The organism is Pyxidicoccus sp. MSG2 (assembly GCF_026626705.1).
Classification (GTDB): Bacteria; Myxococcota; Myxococcia; order Myxococcales; family Myxococcaceae; genus Myxococcus.
This window is the reverse complement of the sequence record NZ_JAPNKC010000001.1, coordinates 2,269,807-2,294,669: the sequence shown is the minus strand read 5'-3', so window position 1 is coordinate 2,294,669 and position 24,863 is coordinate 2,269,807. Positions and strand designations below refer to the sequence as shown.

At 70.2% G+C, this 24,863-nt stretch carries 22 protein-coding genes; 12 read left to right on the top strand and 10 right to left on the bottom strand.

What is annotated here, in order from left to right:
* Positions 1-94 precede the first annotated feature (94 nt).
* Complete coding sequence (locus tag OV427_RS08095) at positions 95-742, top strand: VTT domain-containing protein (RefSeq protein WP_267855530.1); 648 nt, start codon at positions 95-97, stop codon at positions 740-742.
* Positions 743-809: 67 nt separating this feature from the next.
* On the opposite strand, the gene OV427_RS08090 is transcribed toward OV427_RS08095, so the two are convergent.
* The 3 genes from OV427_RS08090 to OV427_RS08080 form a co-directional block, all read right to left on the bottom strand.
* Entirely contained in the window at positions 810-2,264 is a 1,455-nt protein-coding gene (locus tag OV427_RS08090; RefSeq protein ID WP_267855529.1) for a hypothetical protein, read from the bottom strand.
* 75 nt (positions 2,265-2,339) lie between these two features.
* Complete coding sequence (locus OV427_RS08085; RefSeq protein WP_267855528.1) at positions 2,340-3,977, bottom strand: methyl-accepting chemotaxis protein; 1,638 nt, start codon at positions 3,975-3,977, stop codon at positions 2,340-2,342.
* Positions 3,978-3,986: 9 nt separating this feature from the next.
* Entirely contained in the window at positions 3,987-4,832 is an 846-nt protein-coding gene (locus OV427_RS08080) for a phosphate ABC transporter substrate-binding protein (protein ID WP_267855527.1), read from the bottom strand.
* A 287-nt stretch (positions 4,833-5,119) separates the two neighbouring features.
* Between OV427_RS08080 and OV427_RS08075 the strand changes: the two genes are divergently transcribed.
* A complete protein-coding gene (locus OV427_RS08075) occupies positions 5,120-5,344 on the top strand; it encodes a hypothetical protein (RefSeq protein WP_163998960.1) in 225 nt (74 codons plus the stop codon).
* Positions 5,341-6,222, top strand: a complete 882-nt coding sequence (locus OV427_RS08070; RefSeq protein ID WP_267855526.1) for a hypothetical protein — start codon at positions 5,341-5,343, stop codon at positions 6,220-6,222. The genes OV427_RS08075 and OV427_RS08070 overlap by 4 nt, the downstream gene beginning before the upstream one ends.
* A gap of 75 nt (positions 6,223-6,297) precedes the next feature.
* Here the strand turns inward: OV427_RS08070 and OV427_RS08065 are convergent, their stop codons facing one another.
* Both OV427_RS08065 and OV427_RS08060 read right to left on the bottom strand, forming a co-directional pair.
* Positions 6,298-6,732: a DoxX family protein gene (locus OV427_RS08065; protein WP_267855525.1), complete on the bottom strand. Its 435-nt coding sequence runs from the start codon at positions 6,730-6,732 to the stop codon at positions 6,298-6,300.
* 102 nt (positions 6,733-6,834) lie between these two features.
* Positions 6,835-8,937: an endo-1,3-alpha-glucanase family glycosylhydrolase gene (locus tag OV427_RS08060; protein WP_267855524.1), complete on the bottom strand. Its 2,103-nt coding sequence runs from the start codon at positions 8,935-8,937 to the stop codon at positions 6,835-6,837.
* 237 nt (positions 8,938-9,174) lie between these two features.
* Here OV427_RS08060 and OV427_RS08055 point away from each other — a divergent pair, with 237 nt between their 5' ends.
* Entirely contained in the window at positions 9,175-10,098 is a 924-nt protein-coding gene (locus tag OV427_RS08055) for a diiron oxygenase (protein ID WP_267855523.1), read from the top strand.
* Between the two features lie 10 nt (positions 10,099-10,108).
* Here the strand turns inward: OV427_RS08055 and OV427_RS08050 are convergent, their stop codons facing one another.
* Both OV427_RS08050 and OV427_RS08045 read right to left on the bottom strand, forming a co-directional pair.
* A complete protein-coding gene (locus OV427_RS08050; protein WP_267855522.1) occupies positions 10,109-10,279 on the bottom strand; it encodes a hypothetical protein in 171 nt (56 codons plus the stop codon).
* A gap of 23 nt (positions 10,280-10,302) precedes the next feature.
* Positions 10,303-11,226 carry a hypothetical protein gene (locus tag OV427_RS08045; RefSeq protein ID WP_267855521.1) on the bottom strand — a complete coding sequence of 308 codons (924 nt, stop codon included), beginning with the start codon at positions 11,224-11,226 and terminating at the stop codon, positions 10,303-10,305.
* Between the two features lie 184 nt (positions 11,227-11,410).
* Here OV427_RS08045 and OV427_RS08040 point away from each other — a divergent pair, with 184 nt between their 5' ends.
* The gene (locus tag OV427_RS08040; protein WP_267855520.1) at positions 11,411-14,203 is read left to right on the top strand and encodes a serine/threonine-protein kinase; all 2,793 of its coding nucleotides are present in this window, start codon (positions 11,411-11,413) and stop codon (positions 14,201-14,203) included.
* A 1-nt stretch (position 14,204) separates the two neighbouring features.
* Here OV427_RS08040 and OV427_RS08035 read toward each other — a convergent pair whose 3' ends face one another.
* Together OV427_RS08035 and OV427_RS08030 are read right to left on the bottom strand one after the other, a co-directional pair.
* Positions 14,205-15,497 (bottom strand): sigma 54-interacting transcriptional regulator, encoded by a 1,293-nt coding sequence (locus tag OV427_RS08035; protein ID WP_267863389.1) that lies wholly within the window; start codon positions 15,495-15,497, stop codon positions 14,205-14,207.
* 126 nt (positions 15,498-15,623) lie between these two features.
* Positions 15,624-16,544, bottom strand: a complete 921-nt coding sequence (locus OV427_RS08030) for a LysR family transcriptional regulator (protein WP_267855519.1) — start codon at positions 16,542-16,544, stop codon at positions 15,624-15,626.
* Positions 16,545-16,619: 75 nt separating this feature from the next.
* On the opposite strand from OV427_RS08030, the gene OV427_RS08025 reads away from it, so the two are divergent.
* Positions 16,620-17,621 carry an aldo/keto reductase gene (locus tag OV427_RS08025; RefSeq protein WP_267855518.1) on the top strand — a complete coding sequence of 334 codons (1,002 nt, stop codon included), beginning with the start codon at positions 16,620-16,622 and terminating at the stop codon, positions 17,619-17,621.
* A gap of 70 nt (positions 17,622-17,691) precedes the next feature.
* Here the strand turns inward: OV427_RS08025 and OV427_RS08020 are convergent, their stop codons facing one another.
* Positions 17,692-18,864: a di-heme oxidoredictase family protein gene (locus OV427_RS08020; protein ID WP_267855517.1), complete on the bottom strand. Its 1,173-nt coding sequence runs from the start codon at positions 18,862-18,864 to the stop codon at positions 17,692-17,694.
* 338 nt (positions 18,865-19,202) lie between these two features.
* Between OV427_RS08020 and OV427_RS08015 the strand changes: the two genes are divergently transcribed.
* From OV427_RS08015 to OV427_RS07990, 6 genes are all read left to right on the top strand, one after another.
* The gene (locus OV427_RS08015) at positions 19,203-19,484 is read left to right on the top strand and encodes a hypothetical protein (RefSeq protein WP_267855516.1); all 282 of its coding nucleotides are present in this window, start codon (positions 19,203-19,205) and stop codon (positions 19,482-19,484) included.
* The gene (locus tag OV427_RS08010) at positions 19,484-19,828 is read left to right on the top strand and encodes a hypothetical protein (protein ID WP_267855515.1); all 345 of its coding nucleotides are present in this window, start codon (positions 19,484-19,486) and stop codon (positions 19,826-19,828) included. Before OV427_RS08015 ends, OV427_RS08010 begins: the two co-directional genes overlap by 1 nt.
* A gap of 397 nt (positions 19,829-20,225) precedes the next feature.
* Complete coding sequence (locus OV427_RS08005; protein ID WP_267855514.1) at positions 20,226-20,855, top strand: TetR/AcrR family transcriptional regulator; 630 nt, start codon at positions 20,226-20,228, stop codon at positions 20,853-20,855.
* Positions 20,856-20,859: 4 nt separating this feature from the next.
* A complete protein-coding gene (locus OV427_RS08000) occupies positions 20,860-22,491 on the top strand; it encodes a DHA2 family efflux MFS transporter permease subunit (RefSeq protein WP_267855513.1) in 1,632 nt (543 codons plus the stop codon).
* A 2-nt stretch (positions 22,492-22,493) separates the two neighbouring features.
* Positions 22,494-23,729 carry an HlyD family secretion protein gene (locus tag OV427_RS07995; protein ID WP_267855512.1) on the top strand — a complete coding sequence of 412 codons (1,236 nt, stop codon included), beginning with the start codon at positions 22,494-22,496 and terminating at the stop codon, positions 23,727-23,729.
* Between the two features lie 99 nt (positions 23,730-23,828).
* Positions 23,829-24,731, top strand: coding sequence for a transporter (locus OV427_RS07990; RefSeq protein WP_267855511.1), 903 nt, complete (start codon positions 23,829-23,831; stop codon positions 24,729-24,731).
* Positions 24,732-24,863 lie beyond the last annotated feature (132 nt).

Genomic DNA, 24,863 nt, shown 5'->3' with positions numbered 1-24,863 from the left:
CGGGGCCGCCCGGCCCCCCGGGAAAGGGGTCGGGCTGACAGGCGCCCGCAACACCCTCGTGGAAGGGGGCCTGTTACTGATAGGCAGTCAGCCCATGATGGAATTGCTCCAGAAGCTCCTCCACCTCATCCGAGACCCCGGCCCCCTCATCGAGTGGGCCGGCTATCCGGGCCTGTTCCTCATCATCTTCCTGGAGACAGGCGCGCTCATCTTCTTCCTGCCGGGCGACTCGCTGCTCGTCACCGCGGGCCTGTACGCCGCCAAGGGGGACCTGAACATCTGGCTGCTCAATGCGCTGCTCATCCCCGCGGCCATCATCGGCGACGCGGTGAGCTACCAGATTGGCAAGCGGGGCGGCGCGGCGCTCTTCAACAAGCCCGACTCGCGCCTGTTCAAGCCCGAGTACCTCCAGCGCGCGCACGAGTTCTACGAGCGCCACGGCGGCAAGGCCATCATCATCGCCCGCTTCATGCCGCTGGTGCGCACCTTCGTGCCCGTGGTGGCCGGCGCCGCGAAGATGCCGTACCGCCGCTTCGCCACGTACAACATCGTGGGCGGCGCGGCGTGGATTCTGTCCATGTCCTTCACGGGCTACGTGCTCGGCAGCATCATCCCGAACATCGACAAGCACATCGAGAAGGTCATCATCCTCGTGGTGCTCATCTCGCTGTCGCCCGGCATCTGGGAGTTCGCGAAGGCAAAGCTCGCGGCCCGCCGCGCCGGCCGCGCGCCCAGCGCCTGAGCCGGGAATCAGGCACCGGGGGCACGGAGGGCCTCGAGCGGCCCCGGTGCCCCCGGCCCTCGTGCGGCTAGCGCACGCGGACGGCGTCGGCCATGACGACGTAGCCCGTCGTCGTCCAGCGGCTCAGCTGTACCTTGTTCCAGCCCGCGGGGAAGCTCCACGTGCCGAGCGTGTTCCACTGGGCGCCGTTGACCTGCTGGTTGACGGACACGGTGGCCAGGTTGGTGCCCGAGGCGTTGGTGATGATGAAGGGCGCCGTCGGGGAGCGGTTGGTGCCCGCCACCCACCACGCGTCGATGGTCTTCGTGGCCGCCGCCGGCAGGTAGAAGAAGAACACCGCCGGGTCGGAGAGGGCCTGGGTGGAGGCGTAGTAGTAGCCGCTGCCGTAGTAGCCGGCGCTGGTGCCCGCGGCCCAGTTGGCCGACAGCTGCACGTAGCCCTTGGTGGTGTCGTTGTTGGCGTTGTGGCTGTCGATGACCAGGTCCGTCGACGTGCCCCCGCCCGACGTCCACAGGTACGTCACGTCCACCCAGTCGTTGTTGCTCATCCCCAGGTCCGTCCAGAACGAGCCGTCCGCGATGTCGATGCCCGCGGGGTTGGCGGGCCGGCGTCCGAACTGGTCCAGCCCGCCGTTGTAGCCGTCCTGGTACGCGGCCTGGGCCTCGGGCTTGCCCTGCGGCAGTGTCTTCCACATCTCGCGGACGCTGGAGGGGTTCCAGTAGTCGTCCTTCGTGTTCCACGGCCCCACGTCCCAGACGGACGTCGTCGTGCACTTCGCCGTCTTCGAGTAGCACACGCGCACCTGGTACTCGGAGCCGCCGTTGGACGCGAGCGCCCGGCGCGAGGGCAGGGCCACGAAGCGGTCATTGCTCTTGATGACGTGGCCGTTGGCGGTGGTGCCGCCCACCAGGCCCTCGCGCGTGGCGTAGATGCGGTAGGTCAGCGGCGCGAGCGTCTGGAGGTCCGCCGTCTCGGAGGTGCCGCCCTCCAGCGTCCCCTCCAGCGCCACGTCCTGCACCACGGGGCCCCGGCCGTGCTCGTCCGCCACGAGCGCGAGCCGCACCTGCACCTCCGTGCCGGCGCGGGGCAGGCGCACGGCCTCGCCCGCGCTGGAGGTGCTCCACTCACTCCAGGCGCCATTCGCCAGCCGCACGCGGACGTCCACCTCGACGCCCGTGCCCAGGAAGGACTTCGCCTGGACGAGCGGGCGGACGGTGTCCACCGGCTGCTCCAGCCTGCGGGCCGGGAAGGTGTAGAGGCCCGTGAGCCGCAGCAGGCCCTCGCGCCGGCGCATGACGGCGTTGGGCTCGTACAGCAGGCCGTCCCGCGTCCGCACCAGGTCGCTGGAGCCCTCACCCGAGGCCAGCTCCTCCGTCCAGCTCACGGCGCCAGGGTGTCCGGGCTCGGAGGCGCGGAGGGACTCCGGGGTGGGCTGCTGGGAGGTCTCGGCGAACGCGGCGCCTTCCCCCAGCGAGAGTCCCACCACCAACGTCATCAACGTCGACCGCAACCTCGAGCGCATGCACGGGCTCCTTGGAATGGAGATTCACGAGAAAGCTACATTCCAAGGATTGCCGTTTAATTCTCTCTTTGTCTCCTAAAATGAGAAACCGGACAACGAGCCGGTGAGGCGCCGGGTGACGCTGCGCAGTTGCTCGGCGGACTGGCGCATGGCGTCCACGGCATTCACGGCGTCGTTGGTGGTGGTGGACAGCTCGTGGACGGCGGAAAAAATCTGCCCCACGCCCTCGTGCTGCTGCTCCACGGCGGTGGCGATGCGGCGCAGGCCGCTGCTGGACTCCTGGAGGATGCGGGTGAGCTCCTCCAGCCGCGTCTCGCCCGTGCGCACCTGGCCGAGCCCGTGCTCCACGTGGGTGCGGCCCTGCTCGGTAATCTTCACCGCGGCCTTCACCGCCTCGGTGGTGGCCTCCAGTTGCTCGCGCACCTCGGCGGTGGCCCGCACGGAGCGGTCCGCGAGGGAGCGAATCTCCGTGGCCACCACCTTGAAGCCCCGGCCCTTCTCGCCCGCGCGCGTGGCTTCGATGGCGGCGTTGATGGCCAGCATGTCGCTCTGCTTCGCGAGGTCTCTCACCGTGTCGGTGACGGCGGACACGCGGGCGCTGCGCCGCGCGAGGTCCTCCACGCAGCCGCTCATGCGGTCGAACTGGGTGTGGATGTCCTGGATGCCCTGGAAGCTGCCGGCCAGCGCCTCCATGCCCGAGCGGCTCACGGCATCCGCCGTCTCCGCGGAGCGGAGCACCTCGGAGGCCTGGTGGGCGGCCACGTCGGACATCTGGCGAATCTCCTGCGCCCGGGCGCTCGCCTGCGCCACGGCGTCCGCCTGGCGGCTCACGCTGCGGTTCTGCTCGTCCGCGGCCAGGGCGAGCCGCTCCACCGCCGCGGCCGTCTCCTGGCCGGCCTGGTGCACCGATACCAGCAGCTCGCGCAGGCGGGCCACGGTGTGGCCGAGCACGCGCGACAGCTCGCCGAGCTCGTCCCGCGCGTCGGTGGCGATACGGGCAGACAAGTCCCCCCCGTCCACCTGCCGCGCGGCGTCCACCAACGCCCGCAGCGGGCGGGTGATGGAGCGGCGCACCCCGACGCTGACGGCCCAGAGGAGGAGGAAGAGCACCGTCCCCGCCCCCATGAGCGCCTGGCGCGTGCGCGCGAGGCCCTGCTCCACCGAGCGCTCCAGCTCGCTCGAGCGCAGGCGCAGGCCGTTGGCCGCCGCCTCCAGCTGCTCCGTCGCCCGGGCGTAGCGTCGGCCAGGCGCTCCATCCACGAAGGCCGCCACCGTCGCCACCCGCCGCTCATGCGCGGAGGCGAAGACCTGCTCGCGCAGCGCCTTCGCGTACCCGCTCCAGGTGCCGCGCGCGTCCTCCAGGTACAGCCGCGCGTCCGGCGCGTCCGCCACGGAGAGCGCCGCGGTGAAGCGCGCGTCCACGCCGGCGGCCACCTCTTCCCACTGCCCCTGCAGCTGCTTCTGCCGGTCGGCCGACGTCGGCAGCAGCATGAGGTGGAGGACGGCACGCGCCGCGCTCAGCTCCCCCAACAGGGACTGCACGGTGTCGTACGTGCGGGAGTGGCGCGCCAGCTGCGCGTACACCGGGCCGCCCACCCGGAAGCGCTCCAGCGTGGAGACCTGCACCGCGTGGCTCGCCACGAAGGCGGCCAGGATGACGACGGTGAGGAGCATCAGCTTGCTGCGGATTTCGAGGCGACGCAGGAGCGGCATGGAGGGGGCTCAGCGGTCCGCGTGGACGGGGACGAAGGTTCTTGCCACCAGCGCCTGGCCGGGCGGGGACATGACGAAGTCGAGGAAGGCTCGCAGGGAGCCCTCGGGCACGCCGCGGGTGGCGAGCACCAGCGGGCGCGAGAGGGGATAGTCCGCGGTGCGCACCGTGGCGGGCGTGGCCTCCACGCCGTCCAGCGCCAGCCGGCGCACGCCCTCCACGCCCTGCGAGAGCGAGAGGAACGTCACCGCGTCGCGGTGCGAGGCCACATAGCGCTGGCAGTCGTCGGGGTGGGGGATGACGCGGCCGGGGCCGAAGCTCGCGCCCTCCATCACCGTCTCGCGGAAGAAGTCCACCGAGCCGGAGCCGCTGTTGAGCTCCACCGTGACGCGCTCCACCGGCCCGTCGTGCCCACCCAGCTCGCGCCAGTTCTTCACCTGTCCGGTGAAGAGCGCCTTCACCTGGGCGCGCGTGAGGTCCTTCACCGGGTTGTCCGGGTGGACGAGCACCGCGAGCGCGTCGTACGCGAAGATGACGTAGTAGGGGTTGAGGGCCTTCTCCGTGCTCTTCGGCGCACGCGCCAGCCCGGCCAGGTCCGCCTGCCCCTCCAACACCATGCGCATCCCCGCGCTGGAGCCCACGTAGAAGCGCGCGTCCACCGGCACGCCCCCGGCGTCCACGAAGCCACGGCTGAGCGCCGGCAGGACGGTGTCGCTGATGGTGCCGGAGCCCGCGTAGGCGAGCGCCGACGGCGCGCGCGTGGCCTGCTCACAGGACGCGAGCAGGAGGAGCGCCGCGAGGGCCGCGGGCCAGGACCGCGCGGACGCGCGGGGAGACTGCGAGACGGGGGGCGGCAAGGCGGCGCGGAGTGTATGGAGCACGGCCGTGTGGGTGGAAGCGAAGGGAGGGAGTCCTTCGCCGCGTGGAAGGCCAGGCGGGCCCTCGAAGAGCAGGCATGCAAGCGCGGGGGAGAACCGCTCTCTCCGGATACTCAGCGCAACAGGATGCATTTCTGTAGCGGGATGGCGCTCCCCCACTCGTCTGCGGGTGGAGATGTCCCTACGCTGGGGGTCCCCCTCGTCGGAGGTTGCGTATTCCTCCCCTGTCATCCCAGACCACTCCCCCGGGCTGGCACGACATCCTCGTGCGTCACCTCGAACCGCTCCTCGGAGCCTTCACCGCCAAGATGGCCATCCAGACGGCATCCCTGCGTACCCTCAAGCGTCCCCCCGAGCAGGTCACCCTCGAAGACCTTCCGCAGCTGCTCGAGGGTCTCAAGCCGATGCTCAACACCTTCATCGGCGCCCTGCACACCAAGGTCATCCTGACCGAGGTCTCCACCTCCCTGGCCCTGGGGAAGCCGCGATGAGCGCGCCTTCGATGGGCCGCGCCACCGGAAGCGTGGCGCCGTGGTTCGTGGGGGCCGCCGTCCTCCAGCTCGTCCACCTCGCCGCCGCCGCCAGCTCGCTCGGCGCGCCCCACCAGCTCCAACTGGTGCATGACGTCGCGGGCTGGAGCAGCGGCCTGCTGGCCGTCTGCGGGACGCTGATGGCGGCGGGCTCGTTCGCTTCGGGGGACTACCTGCGCAAGGTCTGGGGCGGCATCGCCGCCGGGGCCACGCTGTCCCTGGTCAGCACCGCGCTGCGCAGCTACTGGCTGCACGCGGTGCCGGATGTCCCCTTCACCGAGTCCCCGCTGTTGCCGTACCGGATGGTCGTCGTGGTGCTGGCCAATCTCTGCAACGCGTATGGCCTCATCCTGCTGGCGATGACGTACCGGCAGTCCGGCCTGCAGCCACCCTCCAGCGCCCGTTCGAATGCGCTGTGGGGGGTGACCGTCCTTGCCGCGCTGGCGGTGGGTGTGCCCTCGCTGCTGACCGGCGTGAAGGACATGGGGGGGAGCCCCAGCGCCACCATGTCCGCCGTCATCAGCCTCGTGTCGACGCTCTCGGACATGACGACCATCGGCCTCATCGCGCCCATCCTCGGCGTCGCGTACATGCTGCGCGGCGGGCGGCTGGCCTGGGTGTGGTGGGCCATGGGCGTGTCCGGCGCGATGTGGCTCTTCTACGACGCGCGCACCTGGCTCGCACCGCTGCTGCCCGGAGAGCCGGCGCACGGCGTCGAGTTGCTGCGCACCCTGCGCACCTCGGGGCTCGTGCTTCTCGGGCTCGCGGGCTGGCTGCAGCGCTCCGCCCTGGCTCCGCAGCCGGCCACGTCCACGGCGGCCTCGCTGCACATGTCCTGAGCCAAGACGGGAAGACGCAGTGACACGGGGCCGGTCATCTCCCACGAGGAGTCGGCCGGCCCCTTCATTTCCGCTTCAGCTTCGCGCGAGCCGCTGCCGCAGCCACGCATCCACCGAGTACAGGCCGGGCCCGACGGTGAGCATCACCACGGCGATGACCAGGTACACGAGCGCGGGCTCATAGCTCCCGCCGCCCTTGGCGACGAACGGGTCTCCCCGCACCACGGCGTGGAAGAACACCGCGACGGCCATCGTGAAGAAGATGCCCAGCGAGGCCAGCGGCACCAGCGCGCCCAGAATCCACGCCAGTCCTCCGCCAAACTCCGAGAGCGCCGCCAGCGCCTGGAGAATGCCGGGCGTCGGTGCCTCCGGCCCCATCCAGTGGAGCGGGTTCTGGATTTTGGACCACCCGTGCATCATGAAGGCGACGCCCGTGACGAGGCGAAGCAGCAACAGCCCGATGCTCCCCAGCTTCGTCGGGGGTGGTGGGAATAGCGATACGAGTTTCATGACTCTCCCTTGCGATATGTGCCCCGCAGGGTAGCGCACGGCTCCATCCCGTTGCGGCTGGATGCCAATGAATTGGAATCCAGCCGACACGTTCGAGATTGCTCAGGGCCGCGTGCAGGAGCGCCCACCGCCCGCGTGATACATCATGTCCTGGTAGACGACCTGCGTGAGGATGGGCGTCGCGCTCTGGAGTCGCTGGAGGGTCACCCCGTTGCGCCGCAGCTCGAACACGGGCGTGGTGCCCGGCACCATGGGCACCGGGAAGGCCGTCACACCCGCGCTCGTCACCTCCAGCGTCCTCACGTCGCTGCCCTGGGTGATGACGAGCTGGCCGGGCTCCTTGAGGAAGGCGAGCAGCTCCACCTGGTTCGACGCGGGCGTGCCGCCTCGCAGCTTCATGGCTCGCGCGGTCTGCCGGCTGGCGTCGTAGGGCGCGTCGGCGCGGTGCTCGCGATGCGTGTAGTAGAGCGCGTCGCGGACGATGGTGGGCCGCCGGCCGAGCTTGAACCAGGTGGTGTACCAGGCAATCCAATCCATGATGACGTAGCCCCGCTCCTGCGACGCCGTCATCCAGGACTCCGTGTAGTCCGTCAGCGTGAGGAGTGACACCCAGTCCGCGTCACCCTCGATGGCCTTCTCGAACTGGGAGCGGAACGTCAGGCTGTTCTGGGCCTCCCAGTAGACGCGGCTGCTGTCGACGCTGTCGGTGAGCTTGTGCCGCACGTCCTCGAAGGCGACGGGGGACATCCAGTACCGCCCCCGCCGGTGCGCCTCCACGCTCCAGCGGCGCATGTTCTCCGCCGAGGCGGCCGTGCGCTCACCCCACGTCGAGTAGCCGGCGACGAGGTCGTTCCAGTCCGCGTACTTCGTCGTGTCCCCCGTGTAGGGCAGCATCGGCCAGTAGGTGACGGAGATGCCCTGGGCGGCGAGCCTGTCCCGCAGCGTGGCCCAGAAGGACAGCGGCTTGCGCTCGGGCGAGAAGCTTGCGAGGACGATGCTGCCGTTGAGCCGGTACACCGAGGGGTGGTTGGCCACGCCGGCAATCGTCGTCACCAGCCCGTCCGTCGTCCCGGTGGCTTCCGTGGGGAAGTCCGGGCTGAGCACGATGCGGAACGCGGGGTCCACCGCCGCGGCCGCGGCCAGCATGGTGGTCAGTTGGTTGTTCCGCGCGTCCGAGGAGACGCGGTAGGGGTGCTCGTAGATGAAGCCGTCGAGCCCGGCGGCAATCGCTCGTCGCACCTCCACCTCGAAGTCCCGCTGTCGCCAGGCGCCGTCGGCCCAGGGCGCACGGGGCAGGGGCCTGTCTCGCATCAGCCCACCGATGGAGGCGTACTCCCCATTCCGGGCCTCGGGCGTCAGCCAGCTGAGCCAGTGGTCCACGGCGGGGTCGGCGTTCTCAATCGAGATGGGGAAGATGGGGTAGTAGAAGCCGAAGACCTTCTTGGGGGACGCGCGCAGGACGCTCGTCGCGGGCAGGTCGAAGGGGTAGCAGGAGGAGATGGGCGAAGGCGCCGGCTCGACGGTGGCGCTCAGCTCCAGGTCGAACCTCAAATCGGAGGAGCTCGCCGCGGCCTGGTGCAGTTCGACGGCGATGACATTGGTGCCGGTGCGCAGCGCTCCCGGCTCGAGGGACTGCGTGAGCCACGTGGTCTCCTCCGCCGGCTCGGCGACGGTGGCGGATGCCAGGGTGCGGTAGCCCACCGTGCCAGCGGGCAGGTTGCTGCGCAGGACCTCGGTGCCGTTCAGGTAGACGGCCACGCCGTCATCGCGCTGGAAGCGGACGAGCAGCGCGCTGACGCGCGAGGCCTCCTCCACGGTGAAGGACTTCCGCAGGTACGTGGTGATGTGCTTGTTGGCGGCGCTGGTGCCGAAGGAAACCGTGGTGGCGAGGTCCGTCTCGGCGTAGCCCAGCGGCGCGGCCCCCTGGGCCCATGTCCCGTCAGCGAAGCCGGCGGAAATCCATCCCGTGCCGAGGTCCGCGCCCGTGTCCAGGTACCGCCACGTGTCACCCGCCGCGACGAGCACCGTCGCCAGCGTGGGCGCGGCCGCGTCCAGGGCCTCGGGTGTCACGGGCGGAGTCGTGGCTTCGGCCGTGTCGGTGTCTCGCGAGGACTCTTCGGGAGCGCCCATGCAGGACAGCGAGAGCAGGGGGACGAGCAGCAAGGCGGCGGCGCGGGGCCTGGAGAAAAGCAGCGGGGTGCGCATCGGTGAGGCCTCGGGGGGAGCGTTCGCCCTGAGGGCGAAGGGAGGGGGTTCCCTCCCGGGACACTCGCGGAGGCCGGCTGGCGCGCCCGGTCGTGACGATTCTCGTGGCCGGGGTGCAAGCCATTGAAATCGCACGCTTCAAGCCCCACTGAATCAATCCTTTCAGAACAACCACCAGCCACCGTTGTCCGGGTGTGCGCCTTGACGTGGAATGGCGAACGGACATCTGCTTTCAGGATGCTCAATCAAAACCACGAGTATCAGTCCTGCATCCAGAGCAGTGAGCGTGTCGCGTGGAAGATCGACGACCTGCTACCGAAGGACACCGCGCTGGATTTCACGCGGCGCTTCCTCTCGGATGCGCTGACGGGGACGGAGGGCATCCGCTGTCTCAACGCGGGCGAGAAGCTGATGCTCAATCAGATTCGCTCCAACAGCTATGCGCACCTGTTCCTGTTCCTGGAGGAGTACGCCGTGGCCCTGGCGGCGCAGCGCGCCGGACTCGAGCTGCATGGGAACCCGTTGCACATGCGCGCGCTGCTTCGCTTCAGCGAAGAGGAAATCAAGCACCAGCAGTTGTTCGCGCGTTACACCGAGACCTTCGCCCGCGGCTTCCGGGTCGCCCCGGCGCTGCTCGACAACCAGGTCGCGGTGGCGAAGGCCATCATGACGAAGTCGAACCTGGGCGTGCTCTTCTTCAACCTCCACATGGAGTTGATGACGCAGCAGCACTACGTGGAGACCATGCGCGACAACGAGCGTGAGTCGCTGGACCCGCTGTTCCGCAACATGCTCAAGCACCACTGGCTCGAGGAGGCGCAGCACACCCGGCTCGACTTCCTGGAGGCGCAGAAGATCATCGACCAGGCGCCGGACACGGTGGCCGCGGCCATGGATGAGTACGCCGAGCTGCTCCAGGCGCTGCGCGGCACGCTGAACGCGCAGCTCCAATTGGACCTGCAGACCTTCGAGAAGGCGGCGGAGCGGACCTTCACCGAGGCGGAGCGGAAGGAAATCTTCGAGGTCCAGGAGCGCTCGTACGTCTGGGGCTTCATCGGCATGGGGATGAAGGCCCCGCTCTTCCTCTCCCGCCTGCGCACGCTCTCACCGCTCGCCGAGCAGCGCGTCCTCGAGCTGGCGCCGACGTACTACTGCAACTGAAGCGCGGCCCTCAGGCGACGTTCTTCAGGTGGACGTCGAGGTGCGTGTCGCCGGTGCCCAGGGGGCTCGCGTCATCCGTGGGGATGACGTAGCCCTGGGCCTCGCCGACCTGCTTGCGGAAGGAGTCCACCACCGAGGGGTCCTGCACGTTGGACGTGGTGGTCTTCTTGAGGCCGTACACCGCCCCGTCGCCCGAGTTGCACCCTAGCTGGACTCGCTCGCGCTGAGCCGCTTGCTGCCGATGCCACTGCCCTTGCCGAGGCTCTGCGTCTGCTCCGCGTTGCTCCGGGAGAGGGCCTCGCGCTGCGCGTCCGTCGTCACGTCCGGCCGGTTCTCGAGCAGCAGCATGCCGCCGTTGTTGTGGTGCTGGATGCGGGCCACGTCCATGGCCTTCAGGAGGTCCTTCGCGCCCACCCAGTACGTGCCGTTGACGGGGTCCTTCACGCGGAACTTGTCGTCCATGGGGTCATGGCTGAGCTCCCCGTGGTTGTACCCGTCGATGGTCACCCAGTGCAGGGCGCCCGTCTCCTGCTTGCGCTGCTCGGGCGGGAGCGCGGAGTTGGCGAGCGTGGTGGAGTCCACCATGGCCATGCCGAACTGGCCCGCCTTCAGCGCGTCGCTGATGGCCGTCGGGTCGTAGTTCGTCAGCCCCTTGGTGACGGCGACGCCCATGGAGCCCAGCATGGCGCCCATCTCCTCGGGGCGGGCGCCGTCCGCCAGATTCACGTCGAACCGGTCCTGCACGGCCCGTTGAGCCGACGCCGCCGTGGCGCGGACCTCGTCGCGCTTCTGCTCGACGGAGGTGGGCCCCGAGGCCGCGCCCTTCGCCTTGCTCAACTCCGTGAGGCTCGCCTCGCCGCAGTCGGTCTCCGTGGTCTGCGCGACGGCCGCGTCGTCGCCGCGCCACTGCTGGCGGGCCTTCGCCTCGGCGGCCTCGTCTACGGGCTGGGGGACAGAGGGGTTCGCCAGCCGCGCCGGGGGCACGCTCAGCGCGGGCAGGTCCCTCCGGGTGGCGGCGGCCCGCTCGAAGGTGTCCCGGTGGTACGCCGAGGGGCCAGCCGACGGTGTCTCGGGTGACTTCGCGGGAGTCGGAGCGGGGGACGTCCTCTCGAAAGAGCGAATTCGCAAGGAAGTCGTCAGGGGACTCAGGTGGGGGGAGAGCTTCACGCTGATGGCCGCCTCTAGCAGGGGCGCTGGGGGGCAGCGCCGGGAAATCATCGTCCCGGGACTTCTATCGTTTCCCGAAGAAAGTCGATAGCCCCGGGGGCCCGGGTGTGGGGCGCACCCGACACATGCGGCTACACTGCGGGCCATGCAGGACAGTGATGACTGGGGCTCCGCGCCCGACCTGGCGCCGGAGCACACGGAGACGCAATCGCAGTCGGCTGTCGCCGTGCCTGCTCCACCACGCGCGGGCCCGAACACGGCGCCGACGCCTTTTCCCGGTGGGACTTCCGGGCTCCGGCGGCCGGGGGGCGAGCGGGTGGGGCGCTTCATCCCATTGAAGGTGCTGGGGCAGGGCGGCATGGGCGTGGTGTACGCGGCCTATGACCCGGACCTGGACCGGAAGGTGGCGCTCAAGCTGCTGCGCGTGACGGGCGAGGGCGCGGACCTGGAGGCGGGGCACGCGCGCCTGCTGCGCGAGGCGCAGGCCATGGCTCGCATCTCCCACCCCAATGTCATCCCCGTCTTCGAGGCGGCCCCCTGGGACGGCCAGGTCTACGTAGCCATGGAGTTGGTGGACGGGGGCACGCTGCGCGACTGGATGCAGGCGCAGCCCCGCTCCTGGCGTGAGGTGCTGGAGAAGTACCTCGCCGCGGGGCGGGGGCTGGTGGCCGCGCATGCGGCGGGGCTGGTGCACCGCGACTTCAAGCCCGCCAACGTGCTGGTGGGGCGCGACGAGCGCGTCTTCGTCACCGACTTCGGTCTGGCCCGCGCGGTGGGGGACGCCACTCCGGAGGAGGCCGTGCCCGGTGCCCTCGCGCGCCTCTCCCCGTCGCTGCACGAGCCGCTCACTCAGTCCGGCGTGGTGATGGGCACGCCGGCCTTCATGTCTCCGGAGCAGTTCCGGGGGAGCGCGGTGGACGCGCGCTCGGACCAGTTCAGCTTCTGCGCGGCGCTGTACCGGGCCCTCTACGGACAGCGCCCCTTCGACCCGGAGCAGCTGTCGCGGGCCGCCGCGGCGCTGAAGCCGAAGGAGCCGAGTGCACCGGGGGCGACGGTGTCGCTGGAGCGGCCCGGGACGGTGCAGCCCGCGTCCCCCATCCAGGAGCCGCCGCGCGACGCGAAGGTGCCCGCCTGGGTGCGGCGCGCGGTGATGCGCGGGCTGTCCCTGGAGCCGGAGGGCCGCTTCGCCTCCATGGACGCGCTGCTGGAGGCGCTGTCGCAGGAGCAGGTGCTGTCGCGGCGGCGCAGGCGAATGGGCCTCGGTGTGGCGCTGGCGGGCGTGCTGGGCGTCGTGGGCGCGGGCACGTGGTGGAGCTCACAGGTGTGCGCGGGGGCGGAGGGGCTGGTGGCGGACACGTGGGGCCCGTCGGCGCGACAGCGGGTGTCGGCGGCCTTCGAGGCTACGGGCAGCCCGGTGGCCGGTGAGCTGGCCCGGCGCGTGGGCGCTGCGCTGGACGCCTATGCGGGGGCGTGGGCGCGGCAGCACACCGAGGCGTGCGAGGACACGCGGGTGCGGCAGGTGCAGACGGAGGCCCTGCTGTCACAGCGGGTGGTGTGCCTGGAGCGTCGGCGGAAGGATTTGCGGGCGCTGGTGGACGCCCTGGCGGGCGCGGACCGCGCGGGCGTGGAGAAGTCGCTGGACGCCGTGTACGCGCTGCCCTCGCCCAACGACTGCGCCGACCTGGATGCGCTGTCCGGCCAACAGCCCCGGCCAGCGGACCCGGAGCGGCGCGCGGAGCTGGAGCGGCTGGAGGGCAAGGTCTCCGAGGTGAAGGCGCTGCTGGATTTGAGCCGCTTCAAGCCCGCGCGGGAGCAGGCGGGGGCGCTGGAGGCGCAGGTGCTGGCCACGGGCTACCTGCCGCTGATGGCGGAGCTGCGCTTCCACCTGGGCTGGCTCCAGGCGGTGCTGGGCGAGAAGGAGCAGGGCGCGGGGCTGCTGGAGCGCGCCGTGTTCGACGCCGAGGCGGGGCGGGCCGACCGGCTGAAGGTCTCCGCGCTCAACAAGCTCCTCTATGTGGAGGGCGAGCGGAAGCGCTTCGAGAATGCCGCGCGCTGGGCGCAGTTGGGCGAGGCGACGCTCCAGCGGCTCGGCGGGGACGCGGTGTTGGAGGGCGACCTGCTGGTGAATCAGGCCAACCTCGCCCTCATGCGCGAGGCGCCCCAGGAGGCGCGAGTCTTCCTGGAGAAGGCGTCCGAGAAGCTCTCACGAGCGCTGCCACCGGGGCACCCCAAGCGGGCCCGCGTGGCCTTCACGCTGGGGCGCACGCTGCTGGAAATGGGCGCCGCCGCCGAGGCGAAGCCCGTGCTGGAGGAGGCCCTCCGCCAGACGGAGGCCGCGGTGGGGCCGGTGCACGCGGACGTGGCGCGCCGGCACCTGGCCCTGTCCATGGCGCTGCGCGAGCTGAGGGAGTTTCCCCAGGCGCTGGAGCATGCCCGGGTGCTGGTGGGCCTCCAGCGGACGCTGCTCGGCAACGAGCACCTGGCCGTGGCCGAGGCGCTGGACGAGGAGGGCATGAGCCTGCTCGCGCTGAAGCGCTACGACGAGGCGCTGAAGGTGTACGAGGAGGCGCTGGCCGTGAAGCGGAAGCAGCTGGAGGAAGGGGACGAGGACCTCCAGTACTCGTACGACGGCGTCGGACAGGCGCTGCTGGGCCTGGGGCGCACGCGCGAGGCGCTGGAGCCGTTGCGGCGGGCCGTGTCCTTCACGGAGGCCCAGGAGGACTCGCTGGCCGAGTCGGGCTTTGCGCTCGCGCACGCGCTCTGGAAGGAGGGGCAGTCGCAGGAGGCTCGGGCCGAGGCCACCCGTGCGCAGGCGCACTTCACCGCGTCCGGCCGCGCCGCGCAGGCCGGGGAGGTCCAGGCCTGGATCGACTCACTTCCCCAGGACACGCCTCCGCCGCCGCCTCCGCGAGCTCCGAAGCAGTCGCGGCGGCGGTGAGTCACTCGTCCGTGTCGCGGGCGGAGAGCCCGTGCTTGTGGAGCAGCTTGCGCAGGTAGAGCCGGGCGATGCCGGCCTCGCGCGCGGCGCGGGAGATGTTGCCGCCGCAGCGCTCGATGAGGCCGCGCAGGTAGTCGCGCTCGAAGCCCTCGATGAGTCGCTCCTTGGCTTCCTTGAAGGGCAGGTCCAGCGAGGCGGTGCGCTCCATGGCGGGCGTGGGGGCGCGCTCCATGTCCGGCAGTGCCTCCTCGCCGAGGTTCACCACCTGCTCCACCACGTTGCGCAGTTCGCGCACGTTGCCCGGCCACGGGTACTGGAGGAGCAGCGCGCGCGTCGCGTCCGACAGGGCGCCGGTGGGACGGCCGAGCCGCTCCAGCACGGTGTCGATGAGCAGCGGCACGTCCTCTGGCCGCTCGCGCAGAGGGGGCAGCGTCACCCGCAGCACCGCGAGCCGGTGGAACAGGTCCGCGCGGAAGCGGCCCTCCTGCACCGCCTTCTCCAAATCGACATGCGTGGCGGCCAGCACCCGCACGTCCAGGGCCCGGTAGTCATTGGCGCCCACCCGCTTCACCTGCCGCCGCTCCAGCACGCGCAGCAGGCGGGGCTGGACTTCGGGCGGCAATTCGCCCACCTCGTCGAGGAAGACGGTGCCTCCGGCGGCGCGCTCGAAGGCGCCCGCCCGGTCCGCCTGCGCGCCGGTGAAGGCGCCCTTCACGTGGCCGAAGAGCTCGGACTCGATGAGGGTGGGGGCGATGCCGGCGAGGTCCACGATGACGAAGGGCCCCCTGGCGCGCGGGCCCTGCGCATGGATGGCCTCCGCGCACAGCTCCTTGCCGGTGCCCGTCTCTCCCTGGATGAGCACGTCCGCGCCGCCCGGGGCCAGCCGCTCCAGCAGCGTGAAGACCTCGCGCATCCGCCGGCTTTCGCCCACGAGTCCGCCGAAGCGGGTGCTGTCCGACGGGGGAATGACGCGCTCGCGCGAGCCCTCGGGGACCAGCTTCAGCTCGGTGGAGCCGAGCCGGAGCACCGCGCCCGGGCGCACCTCCAGCTCGGAGAAGCGCATGCCCTCGCAGAAGGAGCCGTTGTGCGAGTCCAGGTCGGTGGCCTTCACGCCGACCTCGGACACGTCCAGGCGCAGGTGCTGGCGCGAGATGGCCTTGTCGTTGAGGACGATGTCGCACTCGGGGGACTTGCCCAGGCGGTACTCGCCAGGGGCCAGCGGGTGGCTCCGGCCCACCTGGGGCCCGGACAGCACCAGCAGCTTCAGCCGCGTCGGGCCGGACCGGGCCTTCATGAGGGAGACCGTGGGGTCTCCGCCCTCCTGCTCGTCGTCGTCGGGTGCGTGCGCCACGAGGCGCAGGCTACCACTCCCGGGCGGGGCGCCACCCGAGGCGTTCCGGACCTCGCGCGGCTGGGGCGCTCAGTCGCCGAGCTTCAGGCGCTTCGTCACCTCCACCACGCGCTCCCGGATGAAGCGGATGGCCTCGTCGTCCTCGACGGCACCCCGCCAGAGCAATTCCATGGCCGTGCCCCCCAGGGGGAGCGGCACCGCCGTCGTTTTCAGATGCGGGCGCAAAGAGAGGATGTCCCTGGCAACCATGAGGGGCACCGTGGCGAGCAGGTCGCTGCCGTCCAGCAGGGCTCCGATGCTCTGGAACGTCGGCACCGACACCCGCACCCGACGCTGGACGTCGAAGTGGTCCTCGACGACGCCGCGCAGGTCTCCGTTGTAGGAGACGATGATGTGCTCGTGCTCCAGGTAGCGCTCCAGGGTGAGGCGCTTGCCGACGCGGGCGTGGCGCGGGTCGAAGAGGCACACGAAGCCCCCTTTCAAGAGCGCCAAGCGCCGGGTGCCCGCCGGCAATTCGTCCGCCACCGTCACCGCGAGGTCCACCGCCGAGGTGGTCAGCGCGTCGGCGACGGTGCGGAACTGCACCGGGAGCACCACGAGTCGCATGCGCGGCGCCTCCGTGGCGAGGATGCGGAGCAGGGGCGGAAGGAGCAGGGCCTCGTTCACGTCCGACAGGCCGAGCCGCACCGTGCGCTCACTCGTCTTCGGGTCGAACGTCGCCGGTGTCAGCGCGGCCTCCACGAGCGCCCCCAGGTGCGGCCGCGCCGAAGCGAGCAGGCGCTCGCCGCGCGTCGTCAGGGCCAGTCCACGTCCCGCGCGGACGAAGAGCGGCGCGCCCACCGTGGAGGCGAGCCGCCGCAGCGCCGCGCTCACGGCCGGCTGCGTGAGGTACAGGCGGCTCGCCGCCGCCGTGACGCTGCCCGCCTCCGCCACCACGACGAAAACCCGGAGGAGGTTGAGGTCCAGGTTCCTCCCATAGATGTCATTCATGCGTGAGATGCATCCTATTCAATGGATTTCAGCATGGCGAATGATGAATCTCCCTCTCACACGGAGGGACGACACATGGGTACGAACGAGTCGAAGCAGGCGCAGCGCACGGTGAAGCTGGGTTCCACGGGCCCCGAGGTCTTCCCGCTCGGGCTGGGCTGCATGGGCATGTCGGGCATGTACGGGGCGACGGATGACGCGGAGAGCATCCGCACCATCCAGACGGCCATCGACCGGGGTGTCACGCTCATCGACACCGGGGACTTCTACGGGATGGGCCACAACGAGATGCTCGTGGGACGCGCAATCTCTGGCCGGCGGGAGAAGGTCCAGCTCTCGGTGAAGTTCGGAGCGCTGCGCGGGCCGGACAACAGCTGGGGCGGCATGGACACGCGCCCCGCGGCGGTGAAGAACTTCGTGGCCTACAGCCTGAAGCGGCTGGGGGTGGAGGTCATCGACATCTACCGCCCCGCGCGGCTGGACCCGGCCGTCCCCATCGAGGACACCGTCGGCGCCATCTCGGACCTGGTGAAGGCGGGCTACGTGCGCCACATCGGCCTGTCCGAGGTGGGCGTGGAGACCCTCCGCCGCGCGCACCGCGTCCACCCCATCGCGGACCTGCAGATTGAATACGCGGTGTCGACCCGCGGCCCCGAGGCTGAAATCTTCCCCGTGCTCAAGGAGCTGGGCATCAGCGCGACGCTCTACGGCGTCCTCTCGCGAGGGCTGCTGTCCGGGAGCAAGCCGAAGGGGAAGGGCGACTACCGCGCGTACCTGCCGCGCTTCACCGGCGCCAACGGCGAGAAGAACGAGGATGCGGTCGCCGCCATCCAGCGCTTCGCCCAGGAGCGGAAGATGACCCCGGGGCAGCTCGCGATTGCCTGGGTGCTCGCGCGCCAGCCGGCCTTCGTCCCCGTGGTGGGCTCGAAGACGGTGGCGCAGCTCGAGGACGCGTTGGGCGCGCTGTCCCGGCCGCTGTCGAAGGAGGACGCCGCGGCCCTGGAGTCGCTGGTGAAGGTTTCCGGCGACCGCTACGGGGAGGAGCAGATGCGCCACCTCGACAGCGAGCGCCGGTAGTACGGCGCTCGGTGGGGGCGTGGGACACGCGGAGAGCATGGTGCCTCTGGGCGCTCTCCGCGCGAACGGCCTACAGGGTGTTGATGAAGGCGATGATGGCCACCCGCTCATCCTCGAAGAGGTAGTTCGCGAAGAGGTCGCGCGCGGCCTTGCCCTGGCCGGCATGGGCGAGGATGGCGTCCCGGACGTTGTGCGCGCGGCCGTCGTGGAGGAAGCGCGTGCGGACCCGCGCGCCCCAGAGCGGCGCCGTGCGGATGTCGTTGGCCCCGGCCCCGTTCTGCACGATTCCGTCCCCGAGGGGGCCCATGTCGTGCAGGAGGAAGTCCGAGTACGGGAAGAAGGACTTCTTGTTGAGGGCGGCGATGCTGTTCGGGCCCGTGGTCAGCGACGGCTCGTGGCAGTCGGTGCAGCCAATCCAATAGAAGAGGTCCTCGCCGTCGATGGAGTCCGGGGTGCTGGGGCCCCGGGGCGGCGGGGCGTGCAGCTGCATGAAGTCACGGAACTTCAGCATGTCCACGTCACCCTCGTCCTCGGGGCCCTGGGAGTCGGGCACGGGGTCGCAGCTCGCGAGCAGCGCGCAGTCTCCATTGGGGCAGTTGTCCGTGGGGAAGATGGACGTGGTGATGCCCATCTCGTTGAGGTAGGCGTCCGCGGCGAAGACGAGCAGCGAGGGGACCTGCGCCTTCCAGCCGAACTTGCCGACGGTCTTCTTTCCCAGCGGCGGGTTGTCCACCAGGTTGGCCCGGCCCGCGGTGCTCGGGTAGTACTGGCGCTGGACGCTGGCGAGGTTGAGGAAGGTGCTGTCCGGCACCGCATCCACGAGCCCCAGCCCGAAGAGCGGCGTGGTGAGCCGGCCCGAGACGACGTTGGCCGCGGCGGGCACCACCTCGCCGGTGAAGTTGCACAGGGGCGACGTCTGGCCGATGCCGTCGGTCTGGATGAGCGAGCCCCCGTTCTGCGCCAGCGGGTCGAAGCTGCCGTCCGCGTTCTTCTTCCCGAAGCGGGTCTCCACGATTTCCCCCGCGCCGCCAATGGCCCCCTGCACATGGCACGTCGCGCACGAGTTGCCGTTGAAGACCGGGCCGAGGCCGTCCGAGGCATCCTCCTCCTCCTCGAAGGCCAGGCGTCCCTCCTGGAACAGGGCCAGCTGCGCCGGGGTGAGCCCGGGAAGCCCGCTCTCGAAGGTGGCCGTCACCACGGCGGAGGATTGCCCGGCCACCTCGGAGCCCGGGTCTTCACCCATACTTCCGGTGCTACACGCCAGGCTGAGACTGAGACATCCAATAGACACGACGAGACTGCTCGAATGCCAGTTCGGGCTCATGGGTCTTCCTCTGTGTGCGTTTGGAGTTACGGCCGTCGCCCGAGCTGTGCCGCGTGTAACCAGGGTCGACGAAGAGGCGACGAGGACCGGCGGGGATGGCTGGTCTACTCGTACGGTCTGTGAATTGTCAAAGTCCGGACGTGTCGATAAATGTAGTCGCAGTCACGGATATTGAGAAAATGAGTTTAAGTATGGTAATCTTGAAATAGCCGGCCCGGTGGCCGGTCCACACACCCCGAGGAAACACACCCGTGAAAATGAGGACCTTGATCATCAGTCTGTCGCTGGGCGGCCTCCTGGCTGCCTGCGGCGGCGCGCCCGAGGAAATGCCGGCGGACACCGAGACGCCGGTCGGCGAGACGGAGCAGGGCATCTGCGAGGGCTACGACAACGGCGCGCGTCACTGCACGTTCAAGTGCACCGCGAACGACTTCCGCCACTGGTACGGCTACAACGACGTGGCCTGGGGCCAGTGCCACGACGTCGCGGTGCGTGACTGCGGCCGCGAGCCGTACAGCGTCTGCTGGAGCATCCCGTGATGAGGCACGTCATCCTGGGCCTGGTGTCCGCGGTCCTCCTCTCCGCCTGCGGCGGTGCTCCCGAGGGCACGGAAGAGACGGCGCAGCCTTCCACCGAGCTCCCCGACCCCTCGTCGGCCGTCCTGACGCGCGACCGCGTCGAGGGCGAGGTCAACGCGCTGTGGACCGCCAACTGTGCCGGCTGGGACAACGGCGGCCGCACCTGTTCGTGGAAGTGCCGCAGCTCCAGCGAGTGGATGTGGGCCCTCCAGTCCGTCGCGTACGGGCAGTGCAACGCCTACGCGAACAACTTCTGCGGCTATGACGCGTACAAAACCTGCTGGAGCAGCAACTCGCACCCGTAGGTCGTCTCGCTGAAGACAGGAGGCCCGGACTCTTCGTGAGCCCGGGCCTTTCTTTTTGTCGCGTCGCGCCACGTCTGTCTTTGCGGGCGAGGGCCGTTTTGCCGACCGAGCTCCAGCGGAAGGAACGTTCATTCCGTGGGTTGGCCGCCCCCCGGCCAGGAGTGGCGGCGGAAGGAACGTTCCTTCCACGGGGCGACCGCCCGGGAAGGCCGCCCGGGTGTACGGGCTTGTCGCGTCTTGGCACCCCGGGCACGCCCGTTCCAGCCAGGGTTCACCCTGGTCGTGAGCGGAATCCCCGGCTGCCTGCCTGGAGCCCAGGCGGCCGCGTCGTCCGGCTGCCGGCACGTACCACCCGTGCGGATTGACGCCGCCGCCCCATGCTGTAAATAGGATTCAGATGCTGAATCGAGATTCAAAAAGTAGAAAGCCGGCTCAGAATCTCCGCTCCCGGCTGAAAGAGGCCACCGCCGACGCCATCCTGGTGGCCGCGGCGGAGGTGTTCGCTGAGCAGGGACTGACCGCGGCGCGCATGGAGACCATCGCCGAGCGGGCGGGCGTGTCCGTGGGCACGCTCTACAACCACTTCGACGACCGCGCCGCGCTGTTGGACGCGCTGCTGAAGCGCCGCCGCGAGGCGCTGCTGAAGCGGCTGGACGCCGCGCTCGCCGAGTCTCAGGGACGCCCCTTCCGCGAGCAGCTCGCCACCTTTCTCGCCGCGCTGGCGGACCATGTCGCCGAGCACGGCGGCTTCCTTCGCGTCCTCATGCAGTCGGAGGAACTGGTCCAGAAGAAACACGGCCAGAGCCCGTCACGGGCCGAGCTGCACAAGCGACTGGAGACGCTCGTCAGCCGCGGCGTGCGCGCCGGGCAGGTGCGCCCCGAGGGCCAGGCGCTCTACCCCACGCTGCTGATGGGCATGCTGAGCGCCGTCTTCCATCAGGAACTCGGGGACAGCCAGGGCGGTGGTGGCATGAAGAGGAGCCTGGAGGAGCTGTCGCGCGTCTTCCTGAAGGGTGTGGAGGTCTGACGCCATGGCTTCCACCATCGCCCTCAATCCTCCGGTGGCCGTCCCGGTTCCGCGCAAGGTGACGAACAAGTGGCTCGTCACGCTGTCGGTGACGTTCGGCACGCTGATGGGCGCCATCGACTCGTCCATCGTCAACGTGGCCATGCCCCAATTGCGTGGCTCGGTGGGCGCCACGGTGCAGGAAATCACCTGGACGACGACGGGCTTCGTCATCGCCACGGTGATGGTGATGCCGCTGACGGGCTTCCTCGGACGCCTCTTCGGTCAGAAGCGCGTGTACCTGGGGTGCCTGCTGCTGTTCGTCGTGGGCTCGTTCCTTTGCGGCCTCGCGTGGAACCTGCCCTCGCTGGTCCTCTTCCGCTTCGTCCAGGGCCTGGGCGCAGGAGCGCTCCAGCCCACCGAGCAGGCCATCCTCCGGCAGACCTTCCCTCCCGAGGAGCAGGGCACTGCGATGGCGCTGTTCGCCATGGCCGTCATGGTGGGCCCGGCCATCGGTCCCACGCTGGGCGGCCTCATCGTCGACAACCTCCACTGGTCCTGGATCTTCTTCATCAACATCCCGGTGGGAATCCTTGGATTCTTCATGGTGGCGCGCTTCGTCCAGGAGGACGAGGAGCTGCGGACCTTCGCGCGCGCCGAGGCCGAGCGTCAGCGCAAGCACATGGACTGGGCCGGCATCATCCTGCTGTGCGTGGGGCTGGCCTCGCTCCAGTACCTCCTGGAGGAAGGGCAGAGCCATGACTGGTTCGAGTCCGGCGTCATCACCGCGTGCACCCTGGTGTCCCTCACCTGCCTGGCGGCCTTCGTCATCCGGGAGCTGACCGCGGAGGTGCCCGCCGTCAACCTGCGGCTGTTCAAGGACCCGGTGTTCGCCTCGGGCACGGTGTTCAACGCGCTGGTGTTCTCCATCCTCATGGCAAGCATGTTCCTGCTGCCGCTGTTCATGCAGGAGCTGCTGGGCTTCACCGCCACCCAGTCCGGGCTGGCGCTGATGCCGCGCACGCTGGTGATGATGGTGATGATGCCCATCGTCGGGCGCCTCTACCGGCGCATTCCGCCGCGGGCGCTCATCCTGACGGGCGTGGTGCTCACCGGCCTGGGCGCGTTCCAGATGAGCCACTTCTCGCTGCAGACGGGGACGAACAACATCATCTTCGCGATTGCCCTCCAGGGCGTGGGCTTCAGCCTGCTGTTCGTCCCGCTCTCCACCGTGGCGCTGTCGAAGGTGCCGCGCGAGCGGATGGCGGATGCCACCGGCCTCAACTCCCTGCTGCGGCAGGTGGGCGGCTCCATCGGCCTGGCCATCTTCGCGACGCTGCTGTCCCGCTTCACCGTGCACGCCACGGCCGCCGTCTCCGCGCACCTCACGCCGGACCGGCTGGAGGTGGCCACCCGGATGGCGGCGATGCAGAAGGGCCTGGCCGGCACGGGCATGGACGCACTGAGCGCCCAGGCGCTGGGGCTCCGCATGATGGCCGGCACCGTCGCGCGGCAGGCGGCGGTGCTCGCCTTCGACAAGCTCTTCGTGCTGGCGGCGCTGCTCTTCGTGGTGGTGCTGCCCCTGGTTTTCCTACTCAAGGCCCCCAAGGGTGGCCCGGCTTCCGGTGAGAAGCCGCACATCGACGTGGAGATATGAAGATGTCGACTCCTTCCTCGGCTCCCCAGCTCGTCACTCCCGAGAGTCCGCCCAAGGCCCCGCCGGCCCCGCGCCGGAGCGGCAAGCGCGCCTACCTCATCCTCGCTGGCGTCGTGACGGCGGTGCTGCTGCTCATCGGTGGGTTCAAGGTCCTCACCGCCGGCCAGGAGGCCACCGACGACGCGCAGGTGGAGGCGGACGTGGTGCCGCTGGCCGTGCGTGTGTCCGGCCCCGTGCTGCGCGTGGCGGTGGCGGACAACACGGTGGTGCACAAGGGTGACGTGCTCGTGGAGTTGGACGCTCGCGAGTACGCCGCCCAGGTCAAGCAGGCGGAGGCGGAGCTGGAGTCCGCGCGCGCCCAGGCGGACTCGGCGGATGCGCAGGTGGCGGTGACGACGGCGGGCGCCAGGGGCGGCTTCTCCACGGCGCGCGCCCAGATGTCCACCAGCGCGGCGGCGGCGGGCGGCGCCGAGGCCCAGGTGGCCGCGGCCCGGGCGGCCCTCAGCCGCGCGGAGGCCCAGGCGCGCAAGGCCGAGCTGGATTTGCAGCGCGCGAAGACGCTGCGCGAGCAGAACGTGGTGGCGCAGCAGTCGCTGGACGACGCCCAGGCAGGCTCCGACACCGCGAAGGCCGCGGTGGAGGGTGCGCGCGCGCAGCTCACCGCCGCCGAGGAGAGCCGCCGCATGGCCCAGGGCAAGGTGGCCGAGGCCCAGGGGCAGCTCGACCAGAGCGCGCCCATCGACTCGAAGATTGCCACTGCGCAGGCCAGCGCGGCGCTCGCCCATGCCCGGGTGAAGGCGGCCGAGGCGACGCTGGAGCAGGCGAAGCTGCGGCTGGACTACACCCGCGTGCTCGCGCCCTCGGACGGGCAGGTGTCGCGGCTCTCCGTCCATGAAGGACAGTTCCTCGGCGCCGGCCAGCTGGTGGCGGAGCTGGTGCCCACGCAGACGTACGTGGTGGCCAACTTCAAGGAGACCCAGGTGGGCGACATGAAGCCGGGCCAGGTGGTGGAGGTGGAGGTGGACGCGTACTCCGGCAAGACGCTGGAGGGCCGCGTGGAGAGCCTGTCGGGTGGCACCGGCGCGCGCTTCTCGCTGCTGCCGCCGGACAATGCCTCGGGCAACTTCGTGAAGGTGGTGCAGCGCGTGCCCGTGCGCATCGCCTGGAGCCACCCGCCGGAAGGACTCACCCTGCGTGCGGGCCTGTCCGCCCACGTGACGGTGCACACACGCAACTGAGTGGCGCGTTCCGCCGGTGTTGCAGAAGTGCAGGGCCCAGTCGGTTGGGCGCCGGAGCGCGGTGCTCCGGCGCGGTGACGCGCGCTAGCGTCCGTCGGCATGCACACCCGACTGCTCGTCTTCGTCCTCGCCGCCGTGTGTCTCGTGGCTCCTCGTGCCCAGGCCCGGCCCTATCGCGCCATCATCACTCGCACCGCGGAGACCACCCGGAGCGACAACCTGGAGCTGGGCCTGCGGTACCAGGGCTTCTTCGCGCTCGACTTCGAAGAGTCGCAGCCCTACCAGCAGATCTCGCCGAGCTTGCGCTTCGGCATCCTCGACAACCTGGAGGTCAACCTCTACCTGGAGCTGCTCGCGCTGGGCCTCCCGGGAGAGGACGAGTTCGAGCTCGCCTTCGGTGACATCCCCGTGGGGTTGCAGTGGTCCTTCCTGAAGACGCCGAAGGTGGCGCTGGGCGTCTACGGGCGCGTCACGCTGCCCACGGGCCCCAGCGACGAGGACGGCATCATCCCCAGCCTGTCGGACGGCACCTGGGACTGGGAGGGCACCCTCATCGGCGAGTTCCGCGCGACGAAGGACCTGCGCTTCATGCTCAACGGCGGCTACTTCCACCAGGGCACGCGGGACAGGGACCCGCAGCCCGACTTCGACGTCCCGGACGCGGTGCAGGTATCGCTGGCCGGCACGTACAACCTCGACAAGTTCACCATGCTGGGGCTGGAGGTGGTCAGCCGCATCTACTTCGAGGATGTGATTACGCCGGTGTGGCGCGACAACGCCACGCAGGTGGAAATCATCCCCGTGCTGCGCCACGAGGCCTTCCCCGGCCTGGTACTGGAGGCCGTCGCGGGCGTGGCGGTGACGCCGGAGTTGAGTGAGATCTACCAGTTCAGAGTCCTGCTCGGCGGCACCTACGAGTTCGACCTCGCTTCGGGGCCGAAGCTGCCGACGAAGGAGGAGGACCTCCGCCGGCCCAAGGTGCCCGCGCGCCGCCGCCGCTGAGTGGCGCCGGTGTCCCGTGGCACCCCGCGCCCGGGTCCGGCTCTACCGCGATAACAGGTATGAGCCCGCATTTCTGGGCTGTCTGGGATTTCGCTAGGGTGCACGCCCCCCTGTCGGAACCCTGGAGGTCCC